Here is a 13,703-nt window from a genome sequence, read left to right as displayed (position 1 = left end):
TTCTAAGGCTGCATTTTTGCAGCCTTTTTTGTAGCTGAGTGGCTAAAATTAGCGGAGCTGAACCGCTCACCACCTTCCTAATATTGCGTCAAATTTAATCTGGCATCTATTTTGCATTTATCAACTCAGAGATTTTTTATGTGAGTCGATGTTATGGACAAAATGGTCTACATTGCAGCCTCTGGCGCTAAGCAAAGCCTACAAGGGCTTGCACTTAAAGCCAATAATTTGGCAAACGCAAACACCACAGGCTTTAAAGCTGACTTTGCACAAGCGCGCTCTATGCAAGCATTTGGCGAGGGCTTACCAACACGCGTGTTTTCAATGCAAGAGCGACCAGGTTCTAACATGACCTCTGGCGGCATAATCGAAACAGGGCGAGATTTAGATATTGCCATGAGCGATAACGCCTGGCTTGCCGTTCAAGATGACTCAGGAAATGAAGCATACACAAAAGTAGGTACGCTGAACATTACTGCTCAAGGCATGTTAGTAACGAGCCACGGTCGTCAAGTTATTGGCGAAGGTGGCCCCGTAATTCTACCTGTTCCTATTGAAAAAATAAGCTTTAGTGAAGATGGTGCCATACAGGTTCGCCCCCAAGGCGCACCAGCCAATTTTTTAGAAGAAGTAGATACGCTACGTGTTGTTGAAGGAAACAGCAGGCAGCTTGAAAAAGGCAACGATGGCTTATTTAGACCAGTACTTGGGCAAGCCGTCGATACTTCTGCAAATGTAAAAGTGTTAAGTGGTGCACTGGAAATGTCTAACGTTAATCCAGTTCACGAAATGGTCGATATGATCAACCACCAACGTCAATTTGAGTTACAAGTAAAACTAATGAAAACAGCTGAAGAGATTGACGAACGTCAAGATCAGTTGATGCGCATAGTTTAACTTTAAAATGAGGGCATACTTATGAATCCTGCATTGTGGATAAGTAAAACAGGGCTAGACGCTCAACAAACTGATATTTCAGTTATTTCAAATAACTTGGCGAATGCCAGTACCGTAGGTTACAAAAAAAGCCGCGCTATTTTTGAAGATTTATTGTATCAAAACATCAACCAACCTGGCGGGCGTTCTTCACAAGATACTGAGTTGCCGTCTGGCTTAATGCTAGGTGCTGGTGCAAAAGTAGTTGCTAACCAAAAAGAGTTTACGCAAGGTAATATGCTCACCACCGAAAACTCACTCGACTGGATGATCTCTGGCGAAGGTTTTTTTGAAGTGTTGCAGCCTGATGGCAATATTGCTTATTCACGTAATGGGCAATTTACTACCGATGAAGACGGCCGCATTGTTACCTCAGGTGCGGGTTTTGTGGTTCAGCCCGAAATGAACGTACCGGATGATGCGCAATCAATCACTGTTTCGCAAGATGGCGAGGTATCTGTACGTGTAGCAGGGCAAGCCGATAATGTGGTGATTGGCCAGCTAACAATTAGTGACTTTATTAATCCATCGGGTCTTGAGCCAATTGGTCAAAACCTTTACACCGAAACCGCTGTTAGTGGTGCGCCTGTACAAGGCAATCCGGGTGTAGAGGGCTTAGGTACTATTATTCAGGGCTCGCTTGAAACATCAAACGTTAATGTAACGGAAGAGTTGGTAAACCTTATCGAAACTCAACGTGTGTACGAAATGAACTCAAAAGTAATCTCGGCCGTTGACGAAATGATGAGCTACATCAATCAACAGTTATAACCGTGCACAAGGGGATAGTTATGCGTAATGTTATTTTATTTGCAGCAGGCAGCTTATTTTTAACTGGCTGTGTTTCTACGCAAAATAGTGAAGTGGTTCAAGATGACCCATACTACGCACCCATGTACCCAGAGCCTGTAGCAGAGCCTGTTGTTGCAACGGGCTCGTTGTTTAACACCAATACATTTAATGATTTGTACTCAGACAAAAAAGCACTTAGAACAGGCGATATCATCACCGTTAAGCTTGAAGAGTCAACACAAGCTACAAAAGCCGCTAAAACCGAAACTGATAAAGAAACCGAAGCCAGCCTAGACCCCGTTATCGGGTTAGGAGGTTTACCTGTCAATATAGGTGGCGACAGTATCCAGTTTGGCATTGGTAGTGATTCATCATTCACTGGAGATTCTAAATCAAATCAGTCAAACAGTTTAGTGGGCGATATTTCTGTGAATGTTATGCGCGTTTTACCCAATGGCAACTTAGTTATCCGTGGTGAAAAATGGCTAACACTTAACACCGGCGAGGAGTTTATTAGGCTCGAAGGCCTGGTGCGTCCGCAAGATGTGAGCGCCGATAACACGGTTGAGTCGAATAGAATTGCCAATGCCCGTATTCAATACTCAGGCAAAGGGCAAACACAAGAAGCGCAAAGCCCAGGGTGGCTAACCCGCTTCTTTAGTAGCTCATTATTTCCGTTTTAGAGGATAGTAGTATGAAAAGCATTAAAGCGATTATTTTAATCATACTGCTAGGCTGGCAATTTTCTGCCAGCGCTGAGCGTATAAAAGATGTCTCTATGGTTGAAGGTGTACGGGCCAACCAGTTAGTAGGCTATGGTTTAGTGGTGGGGCTACCTGGTACAGGGGAGCAAAACTCTTACACACAACAAAGTTTTAGAGGCATGTTAAACAGCTTTGGTATTACGCTGCCTTCAACACAAAGCCCTAAAATTAAAAATGTAGCTGCAGTGGCAGTCCATGCTGAGCTGCCGCCGTTTAGAAAACCTGGTCAAACAATCGATATTACGGTTTCTTCTATTGGTAGCGCAGGCAGTTTACGTGGTGGTACGTTGTTGCAAACCTTCTTAAAAGGGGTTGATGGTAACGTATACGCCATAGCACAAGGTAGCTTAATTGTAGGTGGCTTAGGCGCTCAAGGGCTTGATGGCAGTAAAGTGGTTATTAATACCCCGACAGTTGGCCGCGTACCTAACGGAGCCACTGTTGAGCGAGAAGTTAAGAGCCCTTTTATGCAAGGCGACTACATTACGTTTAACTTAAACCGCCCAGACTTTACAACGGCAAAACGCCTAGAAACAACAATTAACAATTTGGTAGGCCCTAATAGTGCACAAGCTATTGACGCTGCCTCAGTACGCGTTATTGCGCCACGTGATGCATCGCAACGGGTGTCTTATTTATCAACGCTTGAAAACCTAGAGTTTAAGCCTGCTGACACCTCAGCCAAAATTATTGTCAATTCACGTACGGGCACGATTGTTATTGGCAAAAATGTGAAGTTACAGCCTGCGGCAATAACCCACGGCGGCCTAACAGTTACTATTGCTGAGCAGCAAAATGTGACGCAGCCTAACCCATTAGCAGAAGGCGAAACCGTTGTTACACAGCAAAGTATTATTGATGTTAATCAAGATGATTCTCGTGCGTTTGTATTTAACCCCGGTGTAAGTTTAGATGACTTAGTACGTGCAATAAACGAAGTAGGTGCAGCACCTGGCGATCTAATGGCTATTTTAGAAGCTCTAAAAGAAGCAGGTGCAATTAACGGACAACTTGTTGTTATCTAAAATTATTAAAAGCTCGGTATTCCAGTAATGTAGCCGAGCTTTTTTAATAGAACCTTCCTTTAAAAATACCTTTGGCTCAATTTTTGCATTTTCTAAAACATTATTCATTTTTGTGTCAAAAAGCTGATGGAAACAAATCACCTCGATAAGCAAAACTTTTTTGATTTAAGTAATCTTAATACTTTACGTCAAGACGCTTTAAACAGCGGTGATGCATCTACAGATGCCTCTAAAGCAGCGCTAAAAAAAGCAGCAGCACAATTTGAAGCTATTTTTACACAAATGCTGTTAAAAGGGATGCGTAAAGCCAACGAAGCATTTGAAGATGAAGACAGTCCGTTTAACTCTAGCGGCGTAAAGTTTTTTGAAGAAATGCACGATCAGCAACTTTCTTCTGAGCTTTCATCAAATGGGTCTTTGGGTTTGGCTGATTTAATCGTTCAGCAGCTCTCACCAGAGGCTGAGAATTTTATGCCTGGTTCAGTTTTAAGAACAACCAACGACTTTATGAGCGATAAACGCGCAGGCTCTGAGCTGCCGCACGAAAAAGTGCACAGTATAAAGCAAGTAAATAAAGATGACTTAGTAGCCAGCAGTGAAGCAACACAAACTAAAACCACAACACAGCCTACACAGCAGTCGTCGTTTAATAATGCTGAAGAGTTTGTGAGTTCCGTGTGGGAGCATGCTAAAGCAGCGGCCGAAAAAATTGGTTTAAATCCTGCTGTAATGGTCGCCCAAGCGGCTCTTGAGACTGGTTGGGGCAAGCACATAATTAATAAAAGCGACGGGAATAGCTCAAATAACCTGTTCAATATTAAATCAGATAGAAGTTGGGATGGTGATAAAGCAAGTAAAGTTACGCTTGAATTTGAGCAAGGTACGCCTGTTAAAAAGCAAGCAAGTTTTAGAGCTTACGATTCTATAAAAGAAAGCGTGAACGACTTTGTCGATTTTCTAACGCAAAACCCACGTTACGAAGAAGCATTACAAAAAACAGCACAGCCAAATGAATTTTTAGATTCGCTACAAAAAGCAGGCTATGCAACAGACCCTAATTACGCGAGTAAAATAAAAAAAGTGCTAAATAGCAGTGAGCTTAAAAATATTGCAACAAGCGCGTTTGCCAAAGGAGTGAAGTAATATGTCGTTTAGTTTATTAAATATTGCCAGTGCTGGGGTACGCTCAAGCTCTGAGCTGTTGCAAACGACCAGTAAAAACATCACCAATGTAAATACAGAAGGCTACGTTCGTGAGCGCACTGAATTTACTACGATGGTAGATAACCAAGTAGGGCGCGGCGAAACATATAGGCTTTTAAATGAGTTTGCCCAGTCGCAGTTAAACCGCGACACGTCAAATAAATCGTTTTTTGATCAATTTGTCACAGAAGCCAACCGTGTTGATACTATTTTTTCAGAAGAATCTAATAACTTATCAACGGGCATAAATTCATTATTTAATAACGTGCAAGAGGCGCTAAATCAGCCGTCTTCATCAGTTGCTCGCTCACTCGTAATGACCGACGCGCAAAGTTTAGTTGATCAAATGGATAGGCTCTCAGGCATTGTGCTTGAGCAGCAAGGTATTGTGAACGAACAGCTTGAAATTTTTTCTGAAGAAGCCAATTCGCTCATACAAAATATAAATACGTTAAACCAAGAAATTGCAGTCGTAAATGGTACAAATAACGCCTCTGACGCAAGCTCTATTTATAACCAGCGCGACTTAGCTATTCGTGAATTATCAGAGCTTGTAGATATAGAAACACTCGATGGCCCTAACGGCGAAAAACTCGTATTTATGGGGAGCGGTGAATCTTTAGTTATGGAAAACGGTACATTTAACTTGTTTTCGCTGTCGGGCGACCCGGATCCTAATTTTAAAGAATTGACGCTTGACGTTAATGGCGGCAAAGCTGTGCCGCTAGAAATAGATGCAACTAAATTAAAAGGCAAAATTGGCGGCTTACTCGCATTTAGAGACGACATACTTGTGCCTGCACAAAATCAGATTGGCCAAATGGGATTGGCAATTGCAGATGCGTTCAACGAGCAAAATAAATTGGGTATGGATGCTAACGGTGAGCTAGGCGGTGATATTTTTACCATACCTACCGTGGGCGCTTATGCATACCAGGCTAATACCGGCGGCGCCAGTTTAACTGCCACGCTTGAGGCCGGTAAAGGCAGTGAACTGCCTGCCAGCGACTTTATTGTTACTTATACCGCTAATGCAAATGAAGTGAGCATTCAGCCTATAGATAATAAAGGAGAGCCGATAGGTAGCGCTTCTTTAGCGACGATACCGCCATCTGGTGTTATTGACTCAGATGACATTACGAGTGGGGAGTCGTTTGGTTTACAAATTAATGTAGCAGGTACAGGTAATACCGGTGATCAGTTTCAAATTAAACTTAACTCAGAAGCCGCAACCAGTATTTCCCTTGCGACAAGCCGCGGTGAAGACTTAGCACTGGCATCGCCTATTCGTACAGCTAACAGTATAGATAATGTAGGTACAGCGTCTATTTCAGCCGGAGAAGTAACAAGTGTTACCTCGGGTGGCTTTAACACTACCCCAGGTTTAGCCAATGGCGATATCACCCTAGTAAAAACAGGCACTGCAAACGAATATCAAATTACAGATGCAAATGGCACCACTACGTTTACAATAACGCCTCCAGCAGAGGGCGTACTGGCTCAGGCTGGCGCTCCTTATAGCAACTATGGTTTTGATTTTGACATTGAAGGCACGCCAGCTACCGGAGACACCTTTACCCTTGAATTTAACGAAGGCGGCTTTGACGATAACCGCAATGGTTTAAAACTCGCTGATTTACAAAATGGCGAATTAGTGCGTAAAAATGTAGTGACAACAGCCACTGCCGACAATCACGACACATTTAATCAAGCCTATTCTGGTTTAGTCAGTGATATTGGCGTAGTAACTGGTCAAGCCATTACCAGTGCCAGCGCATTTAATGCGTTAGCAGAGCAATCTGAAGCGTGGTATGAGTCGCTCTCGGGTGTAAACCTTGATGAAGAAGCTGCCAATTTATTACGTTTTCAACAATCATATTCGGCATCAGCTCAAGTATTGGCTGCTGCCCAAGAAGTTTTTGACACCTTATTAAGTGCGGCGAGGTAATTATGCGTTTATCAAATAACTTAATGTATCAAAACAACATTAATAAAATACTCGATAATCAACAAAGTGTTGCTAATGCACAAGAGCAAGTAACAACAGGTAAAAAATACTTAACGACCTCAGAAGCGCCTGCTGCTATTTCACAAGGGATGCTGTATTCAAATAAAATACAAACAAATGAGCAATATACTAAAAATATTGACCAATTAACTGGCCGCCTTGAAACCGAAGAAACCATCTTACAAAGTATAAATACCAATATTCAACAAGCTCAAGAGCTAGCTATTCAAGCGGGCAATGGTGTTTATACTCAAGATGATTTAGAGTCAATCGCGGCAGAGCTGAGTGAAATACAAAAAACACTCGTTAATTTAATGAATACCCGCTCAGAAGACGGTAAGTTTATATTTTCAGGCTACCAAGACAGCACCCAACCCTATCAATTTGACTCTACAACAGGTGAGTACACCTACAATGGGGATCAAGGCCAGCATGTTATAACTATTGCTGAAGGCGTGAGTATTAAATCAAGCGATAACGGTTTTGATACGTTCGAGAAAAGTGATGCAAGGTTAGATGTTACTGATAATCAAGCTGCTATCCCAGTAACTACGCCTGCAAATAATATTACAGCGGGCACGGTTTATGTCGATGGTCAAACAGAGTTCGACCGTTTCCATCAAGATAATTACAATGCAGATCCAACCGCAGCGGCAACAGCGAACACATATAATGTGGTAATAACACCAGGCGCTACCGCCAACGACCCTGATACTTATGAAATTTTGCGTGACGGCGTGTCGCTGAACCCCGCACAAGTAGGCGAGATAACGGATGAGCCAATCGATTTTGCAGGGATGAAAATCGAATTTGAAGGCGCAGCACCAGGCCAACTAGATTTTACCCTCGAAAAGCCGCACAAAGAAAATGTGCTTAATACATTACAATCGCTCATTACGGGGTTAAATGATGGCACACTAGAAAACGATGATTTTCAGCAAGTGTTAGCCGATGGTGTAGTACAGCTTCAAAATGCAAGTGAGCAAGTTGTGTATACGCAAGCGAGCTTAGGCGGGCGTATGAATGCGGTTGAAAGCGTAAGCGACTCAAATCTTGCGCAAGATATTCAAAACAAAAGCAACCTTTCTGATCTAGTAGAAGTAGATATGGCAGAAGCTATTAGTGACCTCACTAAACAAGAAACCGCACTGCAAGCCTCACAGGCTACATTTGGCCGTTTAACAAACCTTTCTTTATTTGATTACTTATAAACAGATTATAAGCAGAAATATCTTGCCGCTTTAGTTAATACAAAGCGGCAAAAACCTCCCTCATCAGCGTGGCAATAATTTGTCACTTTAATACCTAAACATTTAACGCTTCGTTAACTCTATGATGCTTCAAATAAAATTGTTTAAAAACAAGGTTTTAAATATATTTCAAAGTTGGCACAGTAAATGCTTTTCTAATAATTAGAAATTATCGAATAGTGGTTCCTGTTAAAACGTGTTGAACCACACTCTGTTTAAACCTAGGAGATGGTCAAATGGCATTAACAGTAAATACTAATGTGTCGTCATTGAACGCACAGCGAAACTTAACAAAATCTGGCGAAGGCCTAGCAACGTCAATGGAACGTTTATCATCAGGTATGCGTATTAATAGCGCAAAAGATGATGCGGCGGGCTTACAAATTTCAAACCGTTTAACCTCACAAATAAATGGTTTATCAGTGGCTCAACGTAATGCCAACGATGGTATTTCAATGGCGCAAACCGCTGAAGGTGCGATGAGTGAGTCGACCAACATACTTCAACGTATGCGCGAGCTTGCCCTGCAAGCGGCTAATGGTTCAAACTCTGCCGAAGACCGTGAAGCACTGCAAAAAGAAGTATCAGCACTTCAGGTTGAGCTAACCCGTATTGCAGAAACCACCTCATTCGGTGGTCAACAGTTACTAGATGGTAGTTACGGTAGTAAAACTTTCCAAGTAGGCGCTAATGCTAACGAAACAATTAATGTATCACTTTCAAGCGTTGCTGCTGAAAAAATTGGCTCTAACCAATTAAATTTACAAGGTGTTGCAAATACAGGCTTTGGTACTGCTGCTGCGGCTGGCGCTACTGCACCTGCAAACTCAGTCGCTGCGGGTACATATACGATTTCAGGTCGTGATGACTCAGTTATAAATATTGAAGCAGGTACCACAGCAAAAGATGCCGCAGCTAAAATTAACCAAATGACGGGGACTACCGGCGTTACTGCTCAAGCGCGTACTGAAGCGGTTCTTGATATTGGTGGTGCAGCTACCGTTGCCGATGAAATAGTAAGCTTTGAACTAAATGGCGAAAAAGTATCGTTTGTGGCCACTGCTAATGTAGACAGCGATGAGCAAGCAATGGCTGAAGCGATAAATGCGCGTACAGATGAGCATGGCGTTACAGCTGTAATTGAAAATGGCGTGCTAACTATCTCTAATAATCAAGGTGAAGATGTAGTAATCGAAGATTTTGAAACGACTGATGCTACAGGTACGCCGGTTGCTGCTACTTTAGCTGTTACCGCAGCTTCATATGATGGGAACCCAGATACCGCAGTAACACTTACCAGTGGTACTGGTACAGACTCAACACGAGTAATGGGAAGTATTCAGCTTAATTCTGCAGAAGTGTTTACTGCTACTGCAGATGATACATCTTTAGCTGCGACTACTAATGAGACCACCAGTAAACTTGAAAATGCAGCTGATATTGATGTTACTACTCAAAAAGGCTCTCAAGATGCGCTTTCAATAATTGATAATGCCATTGCCAATATTGATGAGCAGCGTGCGGGATTAGGTGCGGTACAAAACCGCTTTAGCTTTACAATTAACAACCTTGCAAACATTGAAGAAAATGTAACCGCATCGCGTAGCCGTATTCAAGACACCGATTTTGCAACGGAAACAGCAGAGATGACTAAAAACCAAATACTGCAGCAGGCAGGTACATCAATCCTTTCGCAGGCAAATCAAGTACCACAGGCTGCGATTAGCTTGTTAGGTGGTTAGTAATAAACGCTATTAATAAAACTGATAAAAAAGCACACCTTGATAGGTGTGCTTTTTTGTTTTTGGACGAAAAGTAGCACGCTGTACGTGAATTAAAAACTTTTTTAGGGGGAAGTGAATTTATTATTTCCTTTAAAATTAGTTGTTTAGGTTTATTTTATTAATAACTTTAAAAATAAATCAAAATAACGCTAAAGATAAATTTTCTCCTGCCGTTAACTTAACCAGTACAGAGCTTGAACATACAATTGTGACAGCTCTTGGTTAAATCTAAACAGTCACATTACGAAAGTAATCAGGAGTTTTATTATGATTTCAGTAAATACAAATGTATCTTCATTAAACGCCCAGCGTAACCTTTCGACTTCAGGCTCTGACCTTGCAACGTCAATGGAGCGTTTATCATCAGGTATGCGCATTAACAGCGCAAAAGATGATGCGGCAGGCCTACAAATTTCAAACCGTTTAACATCACAAGTAAATGGTTTAGCAGTAGCACAACGTAACGCTAACGATGGTATCTCAATGGCACAAACCGCTGAAGGTGCAATGAGCGAGTCTACAAGCATTTTACAACGTATGCGTGAGCTAGCGCTACAATCTGCTAACGGATCAAACTCAACAGAAGACCGAGCATCACTTCAAAAAGAAGTAAGTGCACTCCAAACAGAGCTAACGCGTATCGCTGATACAACTTCATTTGGTGGTCAACAGCTTCTAGATGGCAGCTTTGGCTCTAAATCATTCCAAATTGGTGCTAATTCAAATGAAACTATTAATGTTTCGTTATCAAGTGTTGCTGCAGCTGACATTGGTTCTAATCAAGTAAATCTTCAAGCTGCCGATGGTGCTGCTGGCGGTTTTGGTGCTGCAACAACAGCTGCTGCCGATACATCAGGTGGTAATGGTGTGGCTGGTGGTGATATTGTAATCGATGGTCGTGGTGATACATCTTCGACTGTAACAATTGCAGCTGGTGCTAGTGCAAAAGAATCTGCTGCGGCAATAAATCAGTACACAAGTAATACAGGTGTAACAGCTCAAGCGCGAACTTCCGCTGGTGTTGAGTTTGCTGTTGCTACTGCTGGTGAAACGGTTAGTTTTTCTTTGAATGACGAAAAAGTTTCTTTCGGCACAACAGGGGTTGCTGCAGATGATTTACAGTCTCTAGCTGAGGCGGTTAACTCTGGTACAGATGAGCACGGTGTAACTGCATCATTAGAAAACGGTGAACTAACCTTCACAAATGATTTAGGTGAAGATATAAATCTTCAAGATTATCAAAGTGTTGCGGCTGATGGTACTGTATCTACAACAGCATCTTTGACATTAACGTCACAGAGCTATGATGGCGTAGATCACGACACGCCAATTAGTGTTGTTAGTGGTGGTACTGCAGACTCTACAGTGGTAGCTGGCGCAATTCAATTGAACTCTTCAGAAACATTTACGGCTCAAACAGCTGTTACAACAATGGCTCAAAGCACAACTGCTGTAACAAGTACTTTGACAGATGTGGATCAAGTTGACATCACTACTCAATCAGGTTCACAAGATGCACTAGCAATTATCGATAACGCAATTGCTAACATCGATGCTCAACGAGCTGGTTTAGGTGCGGTTCAAAACCGTTTTGACCACACTATTAGTAACCTTGCTAACATTGAAGAAAACGTATCTGCATCACGTAGCCGTATCCAAGATACAGACTTTGCAACTGAAACAGCAGAGATGACTAAAAACCAAATCTTGCAACAAGCAGGTACATCAATCTTATCGCAAGCGAATCAGCTACCACAAACAGCACTTAGCTTATTAGGTTAATAAGTAAAACGTTATAGCTTAATGAATAGCTAGCTAGTACATAAAGTCAGTATTAGTTTTAAAACAAGGAGGTGGCTTTAGCTACCTCCTTTTGTGGTTTAAGGGTATAAATTAAGCTATTGTTAGTCTAATAATTATACAAGTTCGGCAATATTAGGAGGCGTTATGAACACCATTACTTCAAACGCAGAAGTTACGATAGCATCAACATCTTTAACTGGTGAAGATAAACAAGTAGGGCAGAGTGGATCAACATTGACTCAGCGCGCTGTTGATGACGTAAATAAAATGGATGAACAAGGCTCACAAAACCAGTTAAGTAACCAATACGCACAACAAGGAACTGAGACTAATAGTTCGCAAAACCAACAGCTTGAACGAGAGCAGCTTGAAAAAGTGGCGCAGCAATTGCAAGAGTTTATGGGTGAGATGAACCGTACTCTGCAATTTCAGGTTGATGAAGACTCAGGCCGTGATGTAATTAAAATACTTGATAAAACAAGTGGTGATGTAATTAAGCAATACCCTTCGGAAGAAGTATTAAGTTTAGTGTCTAAACTATCTGAGTCTGCAGGTATTTTAATCGACCAAACGGTGTAGCCGCCGTACTGTTGATATATTATTAGTTAAGTTTTTTGGGTTTAAAGAGGTGAAGTATGTCTATTTCGTTTAATGGTTTAGGCTCTGGTTTAGCGGTATCAGACATAGTTGATGCATTAGTTAATGCTGAGCAGGCTCCAGCTGAGGCTCGTTTAAACACTCAAGAAAGTACTCTAACTACTGATATTTCTGCTGTAGGTGCTTTAAAGTCTGCGCTACAGCAAGTACAAACAGCAATGGAAGCGCTGGGTGACGCTGATAACTATCAAAAACGTAGTACATCAGGCAATGATGATTTTGTCTCTATCAGTGCTGATGAAGACGCTCAACCAGGTGGTTATTCTGTAAAGGTTAATAACCTTGCTACAGAGCATAAAATACTATCAGAAGCATTTGACGCTGACGCTGCAGTGGGTGAAGGTACTATGACATTCAGCTCCGGCGAGAATAGTTTTGATATTGAAGTATCAGATACCGCTACTTTAAGTGAAATAAGAGATGCAATTAACGACAGCAGTGATAACGACAGCATAAACGCAACAATAATTACCGATGATACCGGCCAACATTTAGTACTTTCTGCCAAAAATAGCGGCCTTGAGAACGAGATTAAAGTAGAGGTAACCGATACTGATGGTAATAACACCGACACTAATGGATTGTCTCGTTTAGCCTTTGATTCTGCTGGTGTTCAAAACGCCTCTGAAATTATTGCTGCAACCGATGCATCAATTACTATCGATGGCTCGCTCACAGTAAGCAGCTCTTCAAATACCTTTACCGATGTAATAGATGGCATAACAATTACGGCAAAAAAAGCACAGGATGCTGATGACGATTTAAGTAAAATTTCGATTACAGAAAATAACAACAACATAAAAACAGGATTAAACAATTTTATTTCTAGTTATAACGAATTACTTGAGCTGAGTAACAACTTAGGCGCTTCGAGTGAAGATGGGGCGGGTGTAATGGCCGGTGATTCGTTACTACGCGGTGTAATGTCTAAATTGCGAGAGCAGATTACCGACTCAGTAGATTTAGGCAATGGCAACTCATTATCACTTTCACAGTTAGGTGTTGAAGCCGATCGTTATGGAGTATTGACGCTTAATACCGAGACTTTGAATGAAAAAATTGATGAAGATGTCGACTTAGTACAGCAGTTTTTTGTAGGCAGTGACGATGACGAGGGTGGCTTTGCCCAATCGTTTGATGAGTTAATGAGTTTTTATACCGACTCTGACGGCATTATCCAAAACCGTATCGACAGTAAAACAAACCAATTAGAAGATATTGATGAGCAGCGTGAAAGCCTGACAAGTAAAATGGAATCGTTATCTTCTCGATTATATGCTCAATACAACGCCATGGATTTATTGGTAGCGAGCTTAAACTCTACAAGTAGTTACGTGCAAGCGCAGCTTGAAAATATGCCTGGTGTGGTGAGTAATAATTCTTAATTTTCCATATTAATTATGAACATAAAAAAACCGTTTAAAAACGGTTTTTTTATGTCTAAATATTACCTTTAAGGTGCTTAGTAAGTTTAAAAGCTG

At 41.6% G+C, this 13,703-nt stretch carries 11 protein-coding genes; all 11 read left to right on the top strand.

Going from position 1 to position 13,703, the window contains the following annotated elements; translation table 11 throughout:
- Positions 1–153 precede the first annotated feature (153 nt).
- Positions 154–897: a flagellar basal body rod protein FlgF gene (locus QUE46_RS12190; RefSeq protein ID WP_286244970.1), complete on the top strand. Its 744-nt coding sequence runs from the start codon at positions 154–156 to the stop codon at positions 895–897.
- A 21-nt stretch (positions 898–918) separates the two neighbouring features.
- A complete protein-coding gene (flgG, locus tag QUE46_RS12185) occupies positions 919–1,707 on the top strand; it encodes a flagellar basal-body rod protein FlgG (protein ID WP_004588020.1) in 789 nt (262 codons plus the stop codon).
- A gap of 20 nt (positions 1,708–1,727) precedes the next feature.
- Positions 1,728–2,411 carry a flagellar basal body L-ring protein FlgH gene (gene flgH / locus QUE46_RS12180; RefSeq protein ID WP_286244969.1) on the top strand — a complete coding sequence of 228 codons (684 nt, stop codon included), beginning with the start codon at positions 1,728–1,730 and terminating at the stop codon, positions 2,409–2,411.
- Between the two features lie 11 nt (positions 2,412–2,422).
- The gene (locus tag QUE46_RS12175; RefSeq protein ID WP_286244968.1) at positions 2,423–3,517 is read left to right on the top strand and encodes a flagellar basal body P-ring protein FlgI; all 1,095 of its coding nucleotides are present in this window, start codon (positions 2,423–2,425) and stop codon (positions 3,515–3,517) included.
- Positions 3,518–3,643: 126 nt separating this feature from the next.
- Entirely contained in the window at positions 3,644–4,660 is a 1,017-nt protein-coding gene (flgJ, locus tag QUE46_RS12170; protein WP_286244967.1) for a flagellar assembly peptidoglycan hydrolase FlgJ, read from the top strand.
- Position 4,661: 1 nt separating this feature from the next.
- Positions 4,662–6,668, top strand: a complete 2,007-nt coding sequence (flgK, locus tag QUE46_RS12165) for a flagellar hook-associated protein FlgK (RefSeq protein WP_286244966.1) — start codon at positions 4,662–4,664, stop codon at positions 6,666–6,668.
- Positions 6,669–6,670: 2 nt separating this feature from the next.
- Entirely contained in the window at positions 6,671–7,939 is a 1,269-nt protein-coding gene (gene flgL, locus QUE46_RS12160; RefSeq protein ID WP_286244965.1) for a flagellar hook-associated protein FlgL, read from the top strand.
- Positions 7,940–8,214: 275 nt separating this feature from the next.
- The gene (locus QUE46_RS12155) at positions 8,215–9,720 is read left to right on the top strand and encodes a flagellin (protein WP_286244964.1); all 1,506 of its coding nucleotides are present in this window, start codon (positions 8,215–8,217) and stop codon (positions 9,718–9,720) included.
- A gap of 309 nt (positions 9,721–10,029) precedes the next feature.
- The gene (locus tag QUE46_RS12150) at positions 10,030–11,544 is read left to right on the top strand and encodes a flagellin (RefSeq protein WP_286244963.1); all 1,515 of its coding nucleotides are present in this window, start codon (positions 10,030–10,032) and stop codon (positions 11,542–11,544) included.
- Between the two features lie 165 nt (positions 11,545–11,709).
- A complete protein-coding gene (locus QUE46_RS12145) occupies positions 11,710–12,144 on the top strand; it encodes a flagellar protein FlaG (RefSeq protein WP_286244962.1) in 435 nt (144 codons plus the stop codon).
- Between the two features lie 56 nt (positions 12,145–12,200).
- Complete coding sequence (fliD, locus tag QUE46_RS12140; RefSeq protein ID WP_286244961.1) at positions 12,201–13,607, top strand: flagellar filament capping protein FliD; 1,407 nt, start codon at positions 12,201–12,203, stop codon at positions 13,605–13,607.
- Positions 13,608–13,703: the final 96 nt, after the last annotated feature.

The organism is Pseudoalteromonas sp. MM1 (assembly GCF_030296835.1).
Classification (GTDB): domain Bacteria; phylum Pseudomonadota; class Gammaproteobacteria; order Enterobacterales; family Alteromonadaceae; genus Pseudoalteromonas.
The sequence above is the reverse complement of the archived record's forward strand: the minus strand, read 5'-3'. Positions and strand labels throughout refer to the sequence as shown.